This is a genomic window from Blautia hansenii (genome assembly GCF_013304445.1).
Lineage (GTDB): Bacteria > Bacillota > Clostridia > Lachnospirales > Lachnospiraceae > Blautia.
Genome location: NZ_JAAITA010000001.1, coordinates 69229 through 87904, shown reverse-complemented (window position 1 = coordinate 87904; position 18676 = coordinate 69229). Strand labels below are relative to the sequence as shown.

The 18676-nt window shown below is 46.2% G+C and carries 14 protein-coding genes, 4 tRNA genes and 1 riboswitch; of the genes, 3 read left to right on the top strand and 15 right to left on the bottom strand.

The features are described 5' to 3' along the window. Positions 1–72 precede the first annotated feature (72 nt). From G5A70_RS00470 to G5A70_RS00435, 8 genes are all read right to left on the bottom strand, one after another. Positions 73–146, bottom strand: a tRNA-Met gene (locus G5A70_RS00470). Positions 147–178: 32 nt separating this feature from the next. Then, positions 179–251, bottom strand: a tRNA-Val gene (locus tag G5A70_RS00465). 25 nt (positions 252–276) lie between these two features. Then, positions 277–350: transfer RNA gene (locus G5A70_RS00460), tRNA-Met, on the bottom strand. Positions 351–382: 32 nt separating this feature from the next. Next, positions 383–455, bottom strand: a tRNA-Val gene (locus tag G5A70_RS00455). A 218-nt stretch (positions 456–673) separates the two neighbouring features. Further along, positions 674–3328, bottom strand: a complete 2655-nt coding sequence (locus G5A70_RS00450; protein ID WP_173747166.1) for an ABC transporter permease — start codon at positions 3326–3328, stop codon at positions 674–676. Continuing rightward, on the bottom strand, positions 3325–4008 hold the full coding sequence (locus G5A70_RS00445) for an ABC transporter ATP-binding protein (protein WP_173747165.1): 684 nt from the start codon (positions 4006–4008) through the stop codon (positions 3325–3327). The genes G5A70_RS00450 and G5A70_RS00445 overlap by 4 nt, the downstream gene beginning before the upstream one ends. 117 nt (positions 4009–4125) lie before the next feature. Then, a complete protein-coding gene (locus tag G5A70_RS00440) occupies positions 4126–5043 on the bottom strand; it encodes a sensor histidine kinase (protein ID WP_173747164.1) in 918 nt (305 codons plus the stop codon). Further along, a complete protein-coding gene (locus G5A70_RS00435; protein WP_173747163.1) occupies positions 5040–5720 on the bottom strand; it encodes a response regulator transcription factor in 681 nt (226 codons plus the stop codon). The genes G5A70_RS00440 and G5A70_RS00435 overlap by 4 nt, the downstream gene beginning before the upstream one ends. Positions 5721–5891: 171 nt before the next feature. On the opposite strand from G5A70_RS00435, the gene sigG reads away from it, so the two are divergent. Further along, on the top strand, positions 5892–6671 hold the full coding sequence (gene sigG, locus G5A70_RS00430; RefSeq protein WP_173747162.1) for an RNA polymerase sporulation sigma factor SigG: 780 nt from the start codon (positions 5892–5894) through the stop codon (positions 6669–6671). Between the two features lie 80 nt (positions 6672–6751). Beyond that, positions 6752–7624, top strand: a complete 873-nt coding sequence (locus G5A70_RS00425; RefSeq protein ID WP_173747161.1) for an AraC family transcriptional regulator — start codon at positions 6752–6754, stop codon at positions 7622–7624. A 61-nt stretch (positions 7625–7685) separates the two neighbouring features. On the opposite strand, the gene gnpA is transcribed toward G5A70_RS00425, so the two are convergent. The 3 genes from gnpA to G5A70_RS00405 form a co-directional block, all read right to left on the bottom strand. Next, positions 7686–9851, bottom strand: a complete 2166-nt coding sequence (gnpA, locus tag G5A70_RS00420) for a 1,3-beta-galactosyl-N-acetylhexosamine phosphorylase (RefSeq protein ID WP_173747160.1) — start codon at positions 9849–9851, stop codon at positions 7686–7688. A 181-nt stretch (positions 9852–10032) separates the two neighbouring features. After that, on the bottom strand, positions 10033–11649 hold the full coding sequence (locus tag G5A70_RS00415; protein ID WP_226853418.1) for a Na+/H+ antiporter NhaC family protein: 1617 nt from the start codon (positions 11647–11649) through the stop codon (positions 10033–10035). Between the two features lie 106 nt (positions 11650–11755). Continuing rightward, a riboswitch (Lysine riboswitch) is annotated at positions 11756–11924 on the bottom strand. Between the two features lie 114 nt (positions 11925–12038). Further along, positions 12039–13568 (bottom strand): LCP family protein, encoded by a 1530-nt coding sequence (locus G5A70_RS00405; RefSeq protein WP_173747157.1) that lies wholly within the window; start codon positions 13566–13568, stop codon positions 12039–12041. A 173-nt stretch (positions 13569–13741) separates the two neighbouring features. On the opposite strand from G5A70_RS00405, the gene G5A70_RS00400 reads away from it, so the two are divergent. Further along, the gene (locus G5A70_RS00400; RefSeq protein ID WP_173747156.1) at positions 13742–14338 is read left to right on the top strand and encodes an AAA family ATPase; all 597 of its coding nucleotides are present in this window, start codon (positions 13742–13744) and stop codon (positions 14336–14338) included. 45 nt (positions 14339–14383) lie between these two features. On the opposite strand, the gene G5A70_RS00395 is transcribed toward G5A70_RS00400, so the two are convergent. From G5A70_RS00395 to G5A70_RS00380, 4 genes are read right to left on the bottom strand one after another with little or no spacing between them, the layout of a single operon-like run. Continuing rightward, a complete protein-coding gene (locus tag G5A70_RS00395; protein WP_173747155.1) occupies positions 14384–16048 on the bottom strand; it encodes an amino acid ABC transporter ATP-binding/permease protein in 1665 nt (554 codons plus the stop codon). Beyond that, a complete protein-coding gene (locus G5A70_RS00390; protein ID WP_173747154.1) occupies positions 16045–17796 on the bottom strand; it encodes an ABC transporter ATP-binding protein/permease in 1752 nt (583 codons plus the stop codon). Before G5A70_RS00390 ends, G5A70_RS00395 begins: the two co-directional genes overlap by 4 nt. Then, positions 17789–18154: a nitrous oxide-stimulated promoter family protein gene (locus tag G5A70_RS00385; protein ID WP_173747153.1), complete on the bottom strand. Its 366-nt coding sequence runs from the start codon at positions 18152–18154 to the stop codon at positions 17789–17791. The genes G5A70_RS00390 and G5A70_RS00385 overlap by 8 nt, the downstream gene beginning before the upstream one ends. Then, a complete protein-coding gene (locus G5A70_RS00380) occupies positions 18155–18541 on the bottom strand; it encodes a YbaN family protein (RefSeq protein WP_173747152.1) in 387 nt (128 codons plus the stop codon). Between the last annotated feature and the right edge of the window lie 135 nt (positions 18542–18676).

The following is an 18676-nucleotide window of genomic DNA, read 5'->3' as shown; positions in this document are numbered from 1 at the left end:
CCGCCTCTTTTTTGTGCGAAAACACCCTTTCCACACAACCGTCTTGTGCAAAAAGGGCATTCTCCTAGTAAATAGCGAGAGGGGGATTCGAACCCTCGACACTACGGGTATGAACCGTATGCTCTAGCCAACTGAGCTATCTCGCCATGTTCTGTTCTTCTGTTTTTTGGCAAAAGAATGGGACCTATAGGGCTCGAACCTATGACCCTCTGCTTGTAAGGCAGATGCTCTCCCAGCTGAGCTAAGATCCCATTTGATTTTATGTCTTTCGACAAGTAGCGAGAGGGGGATTCGAACCCTCGACACTACGGGTATGAACCGTATGCTCTAGCCAACTGAGCTATCTCGCCATGTTTTGTTCTTTTGTCTTTTGGCAAAAGAATGGGACCTATAGGGCTCGAACCTATGACCCTCTGCTTGTAAGGCAGATGCTCTCCCAGCTGAGCTAAGATCCCGTTCCGTGTCAGCCGTATCGCTGACTGCTTTGCTATTATATACTGAAATTCCATGAATTGTCAATACCTTTTTTCAATTTTTTTCAAAAACTTCAATTTTTTTAAATTTATCCCCTTTTCAAGGGGCATTCCTTCGCCGGCAATCCGCAAGACTGCTGCATTTTCAGCCAATGTGTCTGTCTTTCGGATTGCCTTGTGAAGGCACAGCCCCGTATTTTTTATTCCGCCTCCCGCATTCTTTCCACCACGCTCTTCTTCTGGCTCTGACGGTAAGCGACCAGCGAAATTCCTCCTGCCACCAATGCAAACACCGGCAGCATTATCAGAAACGGAATGGCTGTATAGCGATAGGCAAAGCACATGATTACATTGTTTAGGGCACTGACAGCGAAATAGGCGATGATGCTTCCTGCTGTCACACTGATAACGCCCGAAATCAACAGATGATACCCACTCTCCCACAAGAGCATTTTCCGTACCTGTTCCTTTGTCATGCCAATGCTCTGCATGACGGCCAGCTCCTGCCGTCTGGACAAAATACCCGTCAGCATCGAATTGGCAAAATTCAGAATTCCAATCATGGCAATTGCGGCACAAAGCCCGTATCCCACCGCCGACACTCCGTCAATCATGCCGGAAAAGTCTGCTTTCACACTTTCTTTGGACAGATACCCCATGGACGTGTTCTCCTCTTCTGTATAGTATTTCAGATATCTGTCAAAAGCTTCTGCATTCTCTGACTCCACGGTATAAGATTTTGCAAACATGACGGCTTTGGGGCACTTCTTCATTTCTTCCAGCGGAAGAATGGTGGTAATGGCATTGATGGAATACGCATGGAGGTTCATACTGCCTGGAAGGGCTTCCACGATGGCCATAACCTCATACTCTTTTTGTTCCAGGTTGGTAAGACCAGACCCCAGTGCCTCTCCGTTTTCATCATATTCTATTTTCTGTTCTGTCCGAGAGGTGGGTGTCTGCAGCACAAGTTTATCTCCCGGCTCATAAAAGCTGTCGCCCTTTTCCGCATTGTCTGTGCAGACACTCTCCTGTAAAATCACATACTTTCCGCTTTTGAATTTTCCCAAATCAATGGTGCCTTTTATTGCTTTCAAATGTTTCAGCATGGATTCTGAATATCCATAGCGGTTCTCATTCAGAGCCATTTCTCCCCTGCCCATTTTTTCTTTATCTTCCTCTCTCGCTCTGTAATAAGAGCCTGTATCTATCTTTCCCTCTTTATCCAGCTTCCGGAATTCCTCCTGCCCTTTTTCGGACAAAAGATGTTCGGAATTCAAATACCAGAGTTCCGAAGCGCCTGTAATTCCCTGCTGACTGTCTGCCCCCTGCACATAAGCTTCATCAATCTGAAAGTCCATGACTCTGAGAGAAGCGCTGGTCCAGTTGGTATTTCCAATCATGTAATCTCCTGCTATCCGCTCCTCCAAATACTGTTCTATCCGAAAGCTGCCCACAACCGTCATAACCAATTCCAGCAAAATCACGCTCAGAGAAATCGAGGTAATCACTAACACGGTTTTCTTTTTGTTTCTTCCCAGATTGGAAAAGGCCATTCTGGCAATTTGGGCACCCTTTTGGGACTTCTTGATTCGTTTTCGTTTCAGGCCGCCTTCCGTATAGCGCACTGCCTCTATAGGAGATACATTTCCTGCAATTTTTACTGGTTTGCGGCAGCTGACAAACACGGTCAGCAAAGAGAACACACCGCCGAACACCAGTATCCAAATGTTGAAATAAAAGCTGCCGCTGCCTGTGAATGTACTGATTTTTGCCAGCATGGGAAGCAAAAGTTGTCCCAGAAAATACCCCAGCATCACTCCTAAGGGAATCCCCACACCGCACAGCTTCCACACCTGCCGGCAGACCAGTTTCTGCAGCTGCTTTTTCGTAGTTCCAATGGTTTTCAACAGTCCGTAAAACCGGATTTCCCGGAGAATGGAAAGCTGAAAAATATTATAGATAATCAGGTATCCTGTCACCAGAACCAAACAGAAAACTGCCGCAAACAGAACCATACTTTCCATATCCAGATTCTCTGTTCTGGAAGTCATATAGGCCCAGTTGACCCCATAGCGAATGGTATCTGTACCGGACATTTTCGTCTCATTTTCCGGTGTATAGCCTGCCTCTTTGATAGCCCGGATAACCTTATCCTCAATATTTCCGGCATTGTGAAAATACAGATTGCCATTTACCAGACCCTGCATATCTCCGGTTTTTTCATAATGTTTTAAAAAGTCTTTTTCTGTATAATTTCCCTTTACCTTTTCCCAGTATGCCTTTGAAATATAAAGTTCACTGGCATGGGAAATCTCGCTTCCTTCATACCAGCCGGAAAGAGTAAATTCCTGCTTCATGTTCTTATCCATAAAGGTATATTCAAGCGTTACCTTTTCGCCGACTCTGGCCGGGATTTTCAGTTCCTTCAGGGTAATGGTATCCATGAGAATCTCGTCTTCCTCCTCCGGATAAGCGCCTTCTTTTATCTTTACAAAAGCCCCCTCCAGTTCTTCTTTGCTGCCTGCCAGACGGATTTCCCCCTGCCTCTTTTTCAGGTTATCTGCTATTCCAAGAAAAATATTCCAGGACGACGAATCCACCTCAGAAGACTGGGAAATCTTCTCATACTGTTCCATGGTCACGGCTTTTAAACCTGCGTGAAATCTTCCTCCTACCTCCTGCATGGTCTGCTCCTGCAGCATCTGCATCATGCCGAATCCCATGGAAAAAACGGCGGTAAACAAAAGGGTAGTCAGACAGATAGCCGCAACGGCGAAAAGGTTCCGCATACGGCTCTGCTTCATAGTTCTGATGGAAAGCTTCTGTATGATTTTTTTGTTGTTATTCCTCATAAATCCTCACCCCCGGATTTGACGATTTTGCCGTCCTCAATGCGGATAATCCGGTCACAAAGCTGGGCCAGGGTTTCAGAATGAGTAATCATGACGATGGTCTGGGAGAACCTGGAATTGGTCAGTTTTAAAAGACCCAGAACCTCTTGCGAGGTCTTCGAGTCCAGGTTTCCGGTCGGTTCATCGGCCAGCAAAATACTGGGTTTTGAAGCCAGCGCCCTGGCAATGGCCACCCTCTGCTGCTGCCCGCCGGAAAGCTGATTCGGCAGGCTGTAGCGCTTCTCCTCCATACCTAAGGTGCGGATAATTTCATCCACATACGCTTTATCCGGCTCCTCCCCATCCAGTTCTATGGGAAGTACGATATTCTCATACACATTGAGCACCGGCACCAGATTGTAGTTCTGGAATACAAAGCCGATGTTGCGCCTTCTGAAAATTGTAAGCTGGGTTTCATTCAGAGAAAAAATGTCCTTTCCGGCCACAAATACTTTCCCTTCTGTAGGATAATCCAGACCGCCCAGCATGTGAAGAAGGGTGCTTTTTCCACTGCCAGAAGTTCCCACCACAGCTGCAAATTCGCCTTCTTCCACGGATAAATTCACCCCGTCCAGGGCCTTTACCCGACCGGTATCTTTTCCATAATATTTTTTCAGATTCTCTGTCTTTAAAATTTCCATAGAGCAAACTCCTCTCCTGTTGTCTTTCTATCTTTGATTCTACAGAGAAAATCTGACATTCCTCTGACAGTTTCCAAAAAAGTTCTGACAAAACTGTCAGAACTCCTTCCGCCTTTGTCACCCCAGAAACAGAAAAACCGAGAAACATGTCCCGCCTCTCCTGCCTTTGGCGACTGTAATATATCCTTTTTCACTTTGTAAAATCACCTGTGCCAGATACAGTCCAAGGCCGCTTCCCTCCTGCTCTTCCGCCTGTTTTCCACGGTAAAACCGACGGAAAATCCGGTTATATTCTGCCTCGCAGATACCGGGACCCTCATCCGTAATTTTCACCTGCACATACAACTCCATCATCGTTGTTTCTATGAAAATACGGCTGCCTTTTGGACTGTACTTCACCGCATTTTCCAGAATATTTCCTATGGCCTCTGCCGTCCATTTGGGATTGTGGACAGGCATACATTCCTCTACTTTTTCCGTTTCTATGGAAATCTGTTTTTCCTTTGCCAGGGCATAAACCGCGCTGATACTTCTGGCCAGAGTTTCTGTAAGCGGCGCCAAAAACGTATCAAATACCAGAATTCCCTGCTCAATCCGGGAGGCTTTTACTAATGTTTTCATGAGCCACTGCATTTTTTCCGCCTGCTCCTGATTCCGCATCAGAAACTGCCGCTGGTCCCTGCTGCTTAACTTCCCCTCTTTTAAAAGTTCCGTATTCAGCAGAATATTGGCCAGAGGTGTTTTTAGCTGATGAGAAATATCAGAAAGCAATTCTGCGATTTCCTGTTTCTCTTTTCCCGCCTGTTCTTCCTTCTGTCTGCTGCGCTTTAATACCCGGCACAGGCGGCTGATGAGCTTGGATTCCATGGTCTCCCGGCTCTCTTTTTCCACCAGTTCTCCCGTCTTTTCAAAGGTATTTAAAACATCTGAAAACACTCGAAGCTGACGCCGGTAATATAGAAAACTTCCCAACCCCAAAGCAATTCCCACTGCTGCAGCCCCCAGACAGATACCTGCAAATACTTCTGCTGTCATCCTTCCTCCTCCCACAGATAGCCAATACCGTGAATGGTTTTCACCGAAGAAGTGCAGCCTGCACTCTCCAGTTTTTTCCGCAGTCTTCCTATATTTACCTGCAGCGTATTGGCATTGACATACCGTCCTCTGCAGTCCCAGACAGCCTCTAAAATCTGATTTTGTGTCAGCACCTGTCCCCGGTTTTCCAGGAAGTATTTCAGCAGTTTATACTCCGTCATACTACATTCTATTTCTTCTTTTCCCACCCATATTTTCATAAAATCGGTGTCCATACACAAGTTTCCGGACTTCACCCGGCTGTCTTTTTTCGGCTTTTTTTCTTCTCTTTCCACCAGTTTTTTCAGGCGCAGTTTCAGTACGGCTATGGAAAAAGGCTTGGTAATATAATCATCCGCCCCGCTTTCCAGCCCCAGAAGTTCGTCTGTCTCCATGTCTCTGGCGGTCACCATAAGCACCGGCACACGGGAGTTTTCCCGTATCTTTCTGCACAGCAAAATTCCGTCCATATCCGGCAGATTTAAGTCCATTAAAACAGCTTTTGGCTGCTCTCTTTTAAAAAGAGCATAACCTTCTCTGGCTGTTCCAGCCTCCCATACCTCATAGCCTTCCTGGGAAAGCACAAAGGAAATTCCCGTGCGCAGTCCCTTGTCGTCCTCAATAAGTAAAATTTTCATTTCGTCCACCTCTCCCAAAGCATACCATGGCTTTTACAGGGATACAAGCCTGTTTTCTCCTTTGTCAAGGACTAAAACTTTATGAAATTTTCCCCGCTTTGGTATATTGTCTCATTCTTGGGAGAATCTTTTTAGTAGATGCTGAAACTACATGATTGGAGGATTCTTGCTATGGCACTCAACAAAGTGGAAATCTGCGGCGTCAATACGGCACGCCTTCCCGTTCTTACCAATGAGGAAAAGGAACAGTTGTTTACACGTATCAAAACAGGTGACATGGAAGCGAGAGAACGGTACATTAAGGGAAATCTGCGGCTGGTATTAAGCGTAATCAAACGTTTTTCCAACAGCAGCGAGAATGTGGATGATTTGTTTCAAATTGGCTGTGTAGGTCTCATCAAGGCCATTGACAACTTTGATACCACACTGAACGTAAAGTTTTCTACCTACGCAGTTCCCATGATTATAGGAGAAATCCGCCGCTATCTGCGGGATAACAATTCTATCCGTGTCAGCCGCTCCCTGCGGGACACGGCCTACAAAGCCATTTACGCCAGAGAAAACTATGTAAAGCAGCACCAGAAAGAGCCCACGATTACAGAAATTGCCGAAGAAATCGGCATGGAGAAGGAGGATATCGTCTATGCCCTGGATGCCATCCAAAGCCCGGTAAGCCTGTATGAACCAGTGTATACCGAAGGCGGTGACACCCTGTATGTCATGGATCAAATCAGCGACAAAAAGAACAAAGAAGATAACTGGATTGAAGACTTATCTTTAAAGGAAGCTTTAAAGCGGCTGGATGACCGGGAAAAAAATATCATTGAAATGCGTTTTTATGAGGGACGCACGCAAATGGAGGTTGCACAGGAAATCGGCATTTCCCAGGCACAGGTCAGCCGTCTGGAAAAACATGCTTTAAAGGCCATGCGCACCTACCTGCGTTCCTAAGCTGCACGCATCCCCCTTGTTTCCTTTTGCCAAAACCGCTATAATAGCTTTATAAAAAACAAAAGGAACTTCTATTGATTATGAGCAACCAACGTTATTCTCTGGATTTTCACAATCTGGACCGCCCCAAGGCCCAGCTTTTATATGTCACCTGCGCTACTTCGGACAGGGACTGGCACAGTATGGAACACGCCCACTCTTTTTCAGAACTGTTTTTTGTCACAAAGGGCAGCGGTTTTTTCCAGATTGGCAGTAAGAAAATTCCGGTTCAGAAAAATGATTTGATTTTTATTAACCCTAACACGCCGCACACGGAACTGGGAAACCGGGAAAAACCCTGGGAGTATGTTGCCCTGGGAATTGAGGGGGTACAGTTTGGCTACGCCCAAAAAGGAACGCCTTACGACTACAGCCTGTTTCCCCTTCCCCCCGGTCAACAGGAAATCCGCCGGTATCTGGACACGCTGTTAAAAGAGGTGCAGAGCCAGCCTTTAAACTATACAGCGGTGTGCCAGAACCTCCTGGAACTGATACTGCTCTTTATAGCCCGCAGCACCAGGCAGGAACTTCTGACTGCTCCCCAGCAGAAAACCACACGGGAATGTAAGCTGGTGGAGCAGTATATCAATGAGCACTATGCAGAGGACATTACTTTGGAGTTTTTAAGTTCTCTGGTACATATTAATAAGTATTACCTGGTGCATGCGTTTAAAAGCTACAAAGGGATTTCTCCCATTAATTACCTGATTGGACGCAGAGTGGAAGAAGCCAGGTATCTGTTGGAATCCACCAATTATCCGGTTACAAAAATAGGCGAAATCACGGGATTTTCCTCTCAGTCTTATTTTTCACAGACGTTTAAGAAATTTGCGGGGATTTCACCTAATGAATACAGGAAGAAAATGGCCCGGCATGTGCCGGATGGGAAAAAGGCGACTGCTTCCTATTCATAAAAAACAGGGCTGCGCACAAAACAGCCCCGTTTTTCTATAGAATATTCATATCCTCTGAAACTCAGATTTCATACCACTTAATCTCATTCGCTTCCAAATGCAGTGCAAAGCTGCTTCCGTCGCCTTTGTAAACTGTGGTATCCTGTGGTTCATAAGTATTGTTTACCACGCAGTATTTTCCATTCTTCACATACGCATGTACTTCTACATTGTAGTTGTCAGAGAACCATTTATGCAGGTTTTCTTCGTCATGGGAAGCCCAGATAATGGCGCGGTAAAGCACACGGCTGTTTTCAAAGCTGTATGGAAGTCCGCTGATGTATACGCTTCTTCCTTTTCCGAATTCATGGACAGCCATCTGTACTTCTTTATCGTTCTGCTTGATAATCGTGGTTTCCGGCAGAGCGTAAATCGCTTTCTGTCCTTCTCCGAAGTCCACGTCACCTTTGCAGTCTTCTGTTATAAAGTGCTCATGCTCATCCCAGTTGTACTTGTCTGTGTTTAAAGTAAAGCCTGTCTCTTTTTCCACACCCATAACGCCTGCAAGCTGGAAGAAACGTCCTTCGTGCTGGTAAGCGGTAGGTTCCCCTACACCGATGAAACCGCCGCCGTTGTAAATGAATCTCTTCACAGCCGTTACAATGGTTTCGTCTGCCCAGTTTTCGCCGCCTGTATAAGCCGTATAAGCGCCGCCTACGTTTAATACCACATCGATATCGTCCAGAATTGCCGGATTTTCCCGGATGTCGTCAAAGCTGATAAACTGTACGTCAAATGGTGCGCCGCTTAACGCTTCGATAATGCCTGCATAAGAATAATTCTGTTTGTAATAAATGGCATGATGCACCATGTGATTTCCCCATGCACGCATTTTGCCCCAACTGTTTAATACAGCCACTTTCTTGATGCAGTATGGAGTGGTTCCCTTGATGTTTTCATATAAAGTACGGAATTCGTTGCATACGCTTTCCACATAGTCGATAAATTCCGGGAACTCCATCGCCAGTTTCAGATAGCCGCCGTAGCCGATACGGTCGATAGGGCTTCTTAAAATTGCGCGTCTTGCTGTTACCCAGTTTACTTTTGCCTCTTTTACAGGGTCTCCGCCTTCGTGGAATGTATCCGGGAAAAAGTATGGAAGGAAACGGCCTTCTGTGTATTTTACGCCTTTGATATCACTGATAAGACGAAGAGTCGAACCATTTCCCACACTTCCTACCACTGCGTCCAAACCGATGTTTTTAAACTCATCCATGAAGGGCTCCATGCCAATCCAGTGGTCTCCTAAGAACATCATGGCTTCTTTGCCGCACTCGTGGGTGATGTCCACCATTTCTTTTGCCAGTTTGGCAACTTCTCTTCTCTGGAATGCCTGAAAATCCTGGAATTCTTTGGAAGGAATACGGTAGGTATTGTTCATATAGCCCTGGTCAATGATAAATTCCGGGCGGAATTTATAGCCCACTTCTTTTTCAAACTGTTCCAGAATGTAGGGACTTACAGAAGCGGAATATCCGTACCAGTCTACATATTTTTCTCTGGCCAGTTCATCGAAAATCAGGGTAAACTGGTGGAAGAAGGTGGTGTAACGGATAACGTCTACATGTGGATTGTCTGCAATAAATTTGCGCAGACGTTTCATGGAATATTCTTTTGTCTTCGGCTGACGCACATCAAAAGTAATCTGTTTTTCAAAGTTTGTCCAGCCATTTGTCACAGCATTGTACATATGTACCGGATCCCACATAATGTAAGCCAGGAAACTGACGGTGTAGTCATGAAATTCCTTTGCATTGTGAATGGTCACGTCTCCGGTTTCTTCGCTGTACTCCCACTGGGATGACTCAAGCGGTTCTCCTGTGGTACGGTCCATAACTTCCCACCAGCGTGTGATATCATCGTGGGAATTTACCTTCAGCATATCCGGGTATAAATGGTTCATCAGATGAATGGACAATTCGCTTTCCACAGCTGTGTAGAAAGGCGTCATAATGTACATCTGCTGGATTTCCTCCGGGTTGGCTTTTGCCCAGGCATTGTCCTTTCTTGTCGTGTAATAGGTGGAATATACCTTTGCGTCAACATTTTTCAGTTCCTCCGGGTAGTCTGTGCCGTCACAGTCACGGATAGCGTCTGCGCCCCATCTTTTTACCAGTTCCAGTGTCTCCGGTACCACATCCACATCTGTAGGAATGGTAACACGTCCTTTAAAATTTGTGTCGCTCATGTTTTTTCTCCTTTCGCAAGTTCGCCTTACTCTATATTCCTAGAATATACAAATTTTTCAAAAATTGCTAGGGTCATGTTGCTGGAAACTTTAGATATCTTGCTGTTTTTCTTTTCAGAAAAACAAAAAGATGAAGCTGTCCAAAAGAAACAACTCCATCTTTTCCTTTAAAAATCTTTTTCTATGCTGTCTTTCTGCCGTATTTTTTCTTAATGACCAGCAGAGTTCCCAACATCAGCAGAATCCCTGCCGGAAGGGCAATCCACGCCGTTTTTACGAAACCGGCAATGATATACGTTACAAAGGAAACTGCTGCTGCGGTCAGCGCATAAGGCAGCTGGGTAGTCACATGATTGACATGATTACACTGCGCTCCCGCAGACGCCATAATGGTGGTATCGGAAATGGGAGAACAGTGGTCTCCGCACACAGCGCCGGCCATGCAGGCAGAAATGGAAATAATCATCATCTGCGGGTCTTTGCCTTCAAAAACAGCCACTACAATGGGGATTAAAATACCAAAGGTTCCCCAGGAGGTTCCTGTGGCAAACGCCAGGGCGCAGCCCACCAGGAAAATAATTGCCGGCAGGAAATTCAACAGTCCTCCGGCTACCGATTTCATGGCTGTTGCCACAAAAACGTCTGCGCCCAGACTGTCCGTCATAGCTTTCAGTGTCCATGCAAAAGTCAGGATAAGAATCGCCGGCACCATGGCCTTAAATCCCTCCGGAATGCAGTCCATGCAGTCACGGAAAGACAGCACTCTCCTTGCCGCATAGAAAATCACGGTGAAAACAAAGGCAAAAAAGCTTCCGATAGACAGAGCCAGAGATGCTTCACTCTGGGAAAAAGCAGTCACAAAATCCGTTCCGCTAAAGAAGCCGCCCGTGTAAATCATCCCCGTAATACAACAGATAATCAGCAAAACAATGGGAACTACCAGGTCTGTAACTTTTCCTCTCGGATTTGGTTTTACCGTCTCTTCTTCCTCGTCCGCACGCTTGCCGCAGGTATAGATATCACCTTTCAAAGCGTTGGCTTCATGCAGGGCCATTGGGCCGAAATCTACCCGCATGAGCACCACGGCAAACATCATAAAAATAGTAAGCAGTGCATAAAAGTTATAGGGAATAGCCTGCATGAAAATGGCCAGTCCGTCCTCTCCTTCTACAAACCCGCTGACTGCCGCTGCCCAGGAGGAAATCGGGGCAATAATGCAGACCGGAGCAGCCGTGGAATCTATCAAATATGACAATTTGGCTTTTGACACCTGATGTCTATCCGTCACTGGACGCATAACGCTTCCCACGGTAAGGCAGTTGAAATAATCGTCTACAAAAATCAGGATTCCCAGAATAATGGTGGCAATCTGGGCACCGATTCTGGTTTTGATGTGCTTTCCTGCCCATTTTCCAAAAGCTGCGGAGCCTCCCGCCCGGTTCATCATACAGACCATGGTTCCCAGAATCACCAGGAAAATCAGAATTCCCACATTGGCAGAATCCGAAAGTACCTGAATAAAGCCTTCGTCTATGATTTTCAGAACTGTTCCTTCAAACTGAAAATCTGTGGCAAACAAAGCCCCCACTAAAATTCCCACAAACAGGGAACTATACACTTCTTTTGTAACCAGCGCCAGGGCAATAGCTACCACAGGGGGAATCAGAGACCAGAATGTAGCATACATATGGGGTTTCGGCTCCTCCCCGGTGGCTGCAAACACAGTCATCGTCATCAAAAGCAGCAGAGCCGCAAATGCGACGAAGGCTATCATGATTTTTTTTCTTCTTTGTGTCATTGTTCTTCTCCTTTTCTTATGAAACTCTTGCATAAGAAAAACCATGAACGATACTCCCTTTTGGGGAACGCGCTCATGGTTTGCCAATAAACATATGACTGTGACCAATGATGATAGCGCTCCACATATTGTGACAGTACGCTGCATATTCTGCAGCGTCCCAGGGGGAAAATCCCGGGCGGATTTCCCTCCTTCGGCAGTTTCCCCTTTCTCCTTCTGCGGCCGCCCAGCCCTTGCAGAAGAATACTCTTGAAACCTGCACCTCTATCATATATCGTCCCTGGCTTTCGCCAGAAATGTCTTTCTTATTCTGTTCTATACTATAGCATGAATTTTCCAGTGTGCCAAGACCGGTTTTTCCGGATTTTCCTGGAAATTCCCAAAAATATTTATTCCGGAAGCTGTCCTCCGTCTTTCACAGTCTGCATCAGCGCTTTGATGTTGTCTACAGACGTCTGGTCCGGCTGCATAACGTACAATGCAGTTCCCGGCATGGAGTAACAATACTGGCTGTCTCCCGTACCTTCCGCTGCCACAGATTTCATGGTCCAAGTTCCACCGCTGTTTAACTGGCTTTGAATCAGCTTCTGAATCTGGTCCATGCTCATGTTGGTTTCCACGCTGTCGCTGACTTCTGAAATCAGACTCGGGGCTTTCACCAGCATTTCCGGTGTAATCATCTTCTTAAACATAGCCTGGATAACTGCCATCTGATCTTTTCCTCTCTGATTGTCTCCGCCTGGAACGTTGTAACGCTCTCTTGCAAAAGCCAGAGCCTGTTTTCCGTTGAAATGATTGGTGCCCTGCTGTACGTTGATGACCGCACCGCCGTCTCCGTTTGTGGTAAATGCGTACTCGGATTCCACATCAATGCCGCCCATGGAGTCTACCATGGTAATCAGAGACGTAAAGTTGACTCTGGCGTAGAACGGAATTTCAATACCGTAAAGGTTTTCCAAAGTTGCCATGGACTTATCCACACCATAAATACCTGCATGAGTTAATTTGTCCTTGCTGTCTCCGCTGACGCCCGGGATAGTTACATAGTAATCTCTCGGTGTATTGGTCAGAAGAATCTGTTTCGTGGTAGGATTTACTGTAGCAATAATATTCACATCACTTCTGCTCTTGGAAGATACCGGGCCATATACATCAATACCACTAATGTACATATTGAAGGTTTCGTCTTTGACATCCACCTCTGCAGCCTTGCCCTGTACCAGCTGACTATCATCACTTTCTGTCTCAATGCTGTACTGCGCAATAATTTTCACCTGGCTGCTGTATCCCTCATATACCTCTTCCAGAATACCGCCGTAGCCTTCATTGTAAACAATGGCCTGTACACTTCCATCCAACAAAGCGGCCGCCTGCTCATTTAAAGTCTTGTACTCTGCCGTCATGACATCCGTCCCGGCGTCTTTATCTACGTGCTCCATAGCTGCGTCAATGTCCTCTGCATCTTCCGCGTGCTGAATACCGTAAATATAATCTTTGGTGTCCTTTACCTTCTCGGCAGGATCATCGCTTCTGACAACTACCAGCATACTGTTGACCTGCCTGCCCAGGCTGTCTCCACTGATGTCTTCTACTGCATTATGAGTCTGATACATATAGACTGAACCAAAAAGCAGCACCGCTGACATCAGAACACTGACCAGCTTACTGACAATAGCTTTTCCGCGGGTAACCACCTGCATGGTAAACAGCAGGGCTGCAAATACCAGAAGGATCCCTGCCATACCGGCCAGATACTTCGCAGGAACCATCCCCAGTCTCCAGGTAAATCCTATAAAAACAAGTGTCGCAAGAATCTGAATTCCAACCAGTACCTCTCCGGCAATCCGAAACGCTTTCTGGATACGCTTCTTTCTTCGCTTCGCCGGACTCATCTTTTTTCTGCGATTTGTATTTTCCATATGCAATTCTCCTCTTTTTCTATTGCCCCCGGCTTGCCTTCCGGCGGCATCACAGTTCCTAATATAATATAAATCCTGCGAAAAATCAACCTTCCCGTGGAATTTTCGGCATATTTGTGCTATAATATTTACAGAAACAGAGATTGAATTTTATACAGCAAGGAGGTATTTCTATGGCTCACCGTGTAATTACTATTAACCGTATGTATGGAAGTGGGGGAAGGCTTCTCGGCCGGGCGCTGGCCGAAAAACTGGGGATTCATTTTTATGATAAGGAATTAATCCGCCTTGCCAGTGAGGAAAACGACATTCCTTACGAAGAACTCTTAAAGGTAGATGAAAAGAAAGCAAACCAGTGGCGGCTGCCCATCAGTGAACAAATGCAGATGCAGCCCCAGTATCATTTTCACCCTATGAATGACGTGCTCTTTGAAACACAGTCTAAGATTATCAAAGACCTTGCAGCAAAAGAAGACTGTATCCTTGTAGGACGTTGTGCAGACTATATTCTGGGAGAAGACTGTCTGAGTCTTTTTGTTTACGCCCCCTATGAAGAGCGTGTCAAAAATGTAATGGAGCGCCTTGGACGTGAAGAAAAGAGCGCCCGCTCCCTGGTAAAAAAAATGGATAAAACCAGAAAAGCCTACTACGAGTTCTTCACAGACCGGAAGTGGAACGATTTGGGAAACTACCAGCTCTGCATTGACACCAGCCGCTTTTCCCAGAATTTTCTGCTGAATATGCTGGCTGACGTGTATAAACATATGTAACATTCGAAAAGAGGCTGCCTCATGAAACAGCCTCTTTTCTTTCTATCAGGATAATCTTCCATTTTCCATTTTATATACTTTATCTGCAATATTCATGGTGGACTGCCGGTGGGACACCAACACTACTGTCTTTTCCCTGCATTCCTCCTGCAGCGCTTTCAGGATAATCCCTTCATTTAGGGAATCCAGATTGCTGGTGGGTTCGTCCAACATCAAAAACGGCGCATTATGCAGGAAAGCTCTGGCGATTCCGATACGCTGCCGTTCTCCTCCTGAAAGGGTATCTCCCAATTCGCCTACCGGGGTGTCATATCCCTTTGGCAGACTTTCAATAAAACTGTGCAAAGAAGCCTTTTTTGCTGCTTTTATCACTTCTTCTCTGGTGGCGTCAGGTTTTGCCACCTTGATATTGTTTTCCACGGAATCGTGAAACAGGTAGGTTTCCTGAGTCACATAGGACTCCATTTCTCTCAGGTTTGCCGTATTGATTTCCTTTACATTTTTCCCGGAAATCAGCACCTGCCCCTGCTGCACATCCCAAAAACGCATAAACAGCTTCAAAAGCGTGGATTTTCCGGAGCCGCTTTTTCCGTGGATTCCGGTAATTCGGCCTTTCTCCAGTGCGATGCTGTAATCCTTTAATATGACCTCCTCCTCATAGGCAAAAGTCACATGTTCACACTGCGCCCGCCCAAAGGCCACCTCTTTTCTCCCTGTCACCTCTTCTACCTGCGGGGTTTCTTCTAAAATAGAAAGCACCCGCTCTCCGCTTGCCAGAGTCTGATTCAGATTGTTGGACAGATTGGCCAGAGCCACTACAGGCCCAAAGGAACCCATCATGGAAATCGTGCAGAGAATCACCGCTTCTTTATCCATGCTTCCCTGCGTGTATAAAAATACGGTGAAAAACAGCATGCCAAAGGAGCTTAAAAGAATCAGCAGATTGGTAAGCGCCCGTGTATTGCCCTCCATACGGCTGAGTTTTTTCTGCAGCGTTCCCAGTTCTATGGACTTTTCTGCCATGCCTTTTCGCCGCTCTTCTTCCTGTCCATACTGTATGGTTTCCTCCAATCCCCGCAGAGAATCCAGCACATAGCTGTTTAAATCCCCCAGCTTTGTCCGAAACTCCATTCCGGTCTGCGCTCCTTTTCTTCCATTCCAGAGGGGGACTCCCACTCCTACCAGAAGATAGGAAACCAGCGCCCAGATTCCCGCATACACATGGTAATGTCCAATGAACAGCACCATAATCAGAGAAGTCAGAAAGCCGATGGCAATGGGGGAAATGGTATGGGCATAAAAGACTTCCAGAAGTTCAATATCATTTGTGATAATGGAAATCAGATTGCCCTTGTCTTTTCCTTCCAGTTTTGCAGGACACAGCTTTCTAAGGGCCGCAAAAACCTTATGGCGGATAATAGCCAGCAATTTAAAAGCAATATAATGATTGCAGGCCTGCTCTGCATAGTGCAGAATTCCTCTTAAGACTGCGAATACGGCCATAAGTCCAAACAGTTTTCCCACAGAAAGACCTGCCAGGCTTTTTTCCATAATTCCGTATACCAGTCCGCTGCCCGCTAAAATGCTGAGGAAAATGGCGCACAGAAACCCTGCCACGCCCAGTAAAATGGCTGCTGTCATCACATGGAGCAGAGGAACTACCAGTCCAATCAACTGTCCCATGACCTTAATTCCGCTTCTTCTTTTCATGCTGTTTTCCCCCTTTCTTCTTTCGGCAGTCCGTATTTTTCCAGATTTCTCTGGGTCTGATACATGTTTTCGTAAACACCCTGTTTTTCCATCAGTTCTGAGTGCTTTCCTTTTTCTGCAATTTTCCCGTCTTTTAAGACATAAATCCTATCTGATTTTTTTACATTGGCCAGTCTGTGGGAAATCAGCAGTACCGTCCTTGTCTCTGCCAGTTCCCGGATGACTTCCATAATAATTTCTTCGCTCTCCACATCAATGTTGGAGGCCGCCTCATCAAAGATATACACCGGGGTCTCATGAAGCAGCGCTCTGGCTATGCACAGACGCTGGCACTGTCCTCCGGAAAAATTGCTGCCCTTTTCCAACAGCAAAGTTTCAAGCCCTTCCTGCTGCTGCAGGAAATCCCACAGATTCACTTTTCGCAGCACCTCTTCCATCTGCGCTTTGCCGGCTTTCGGATTCCCCATACGAAGGTTTTCTTCCACGGTTCCTTTAAACAGATAACTGTTGTGCCGTACCATGGTGATGTGTTCCATCAGGCTTTTTTCACTGATATCAGCCAGCGCCTTTCCTCCCATATAAATGTTCCCCCGGTAGTTTCTGTTTCTGCCCATTACCAAAGAGGCAATGGTACTTTTCCCGGAACCGGATTCTCCTACCAGGGATACAAAACTGCCTCCGGAAATCTGCAGACTGATGCCATCCAGAATTTTCCTCTCCTTTTCATACGCAAATTCCACATTTTCAAAGGAAATATCCAGGGAGCCTTCCGGCAGTTCTTCCCTGCCTGCTTCTCCCTCCGTCATATCTAACAGACGGAAAATTTTGTCGCTGGCTGCCATTCCGTTCATAGCAATGTGGAAAAAAGAGCCCAGCAGACGAAGAGGAATAAAAAATTCCGAAGCCAGAAGGATGATAGTAAAGGCTCCTGCAAATCCCAGATTTCCCGCCAGATATTCCCTCACAGTTACAATCATCCCCACCGCTGCACCGCCGTAGGCCACCAAATCCATAACGCTGATGGAATTCAACTGCATCGTCAGCACCTTCATGGTAATCCGGCGGAACTGCTCTGCCTCTTTATCCATTTCCTCTGCCTTTTTTTCATCAGACTGATAGATTTTCAGAGTGGTTAAGCCCTGGAGATTTTCTAAAAAGCTGTCTCCCAGTTCTGTATAGCTTCCCCAGTATTTATTCAGCAGTTTTTTGGCAAATTTCTGCACTGCCACAATAGAAACCGGAATCAGGGGAACGCAGACAAGCAGGATAACACTGGCCTTCAGATTTATAAAGGACAGCACGGCAAATAAGGTTAAGGGAGCCAGAAGGCTGTAGAAAAACTGGGGAAGATACCTTCCGAAATACGTTTCCAGCTGCTCCACACCCTCAGCGGAAAGCTGCACCACCTCTGAAGTAGAAATTTTTTCCCTGTAAGAGCTTCCCAGCCGTGTCAGTTTATCGTATATCTTTTCTCTTAAAATCCTCTTTACATCCACGCTTGCCATAAAGGATGCTTCCGCAGACTTCTTTTCGCAGAAAAAGCGCACCAGAATGGAACAGACACAGACCAGAGCTGTTCCTGCCAAAAGCCGGGTGCTGACCTCTCCTTGTACCAGATTTTCCAGTAAAATGCCCATGGCTGAAACTGCCAGAATCTGAAACAGCAGTCCGCACCACTGCCAGAAGACATTCTGGAAAATATACTTTCTGGAATCTTCCAGCAAATGAACCAGTCGTTTTTTAATCATTTTTCATTTTCCTCTTTTCTCTCAATGTACAAATCACATGCCAGATAGCCGCCTTAGGCGCATACAAAAGCATCCGTGGGCCGGAAAAGACCATCACCTGGCGAATACGCTCACGCATTTCTTTTTTATAGCAATGCACTCTGCAGTTGCTGCAAAAGGTCTTTTCTTCCATAAATGGGCATTTTCTGATTTTCCATTCCGCATAATCCAGCAATTCCCTGCACTGGGGGCAAAGCCCCCGCTCCTTAAATGCTTTCCCGCCATGTTTGCTTTTGCAGTAAAGAACCATCATTTTTCCAACCATTTCCTGCTCCTTCTGCCTTTTGAATTCTATCTGTGCGCTGTCTTTCCTCTCCATTTATACCTCCCCGGCCGCGGCTGTACGGATTCCCTTGGTGAAATAAATCATATGGAACAGCCAGACAAGGGCCAGAATGACACGGCCCACAGGCACACTGTCCATAAACCAGAAACCAATTCCCATAAACAGGGTCATGGACAGCATAACTGTAATTTTTGCCCTTCTGGTCATGGTTTTCTTCTCCATCAAGGGCTCCAAATGCTTCCGGTAAAGCCCGGTGGAACGGAACCAGTTTTCCATTTTGGCAGAGCTTTTGGCAAAACCAAACAATGCCAGAAGCAGGAAGGGAAACGTAGGCAGGATAGGCAGCACTACGCCAACTGCACCGATTCCCATACTGATACACCCCAAAAGCAGCCAGAAAATTCTCTTTATGTTCTTCATAAAACCTCCGTACACGTTTTTTTATCCTCTGCGTGGTTAGCTTTGTCTTACCGTCTTCAAAAGAAAGGGCCGCCACATCAAAATTGCGGCAGCCTTTTTTAACAGACGGCGCTTCCCGCCATAAATCCCTGCAGA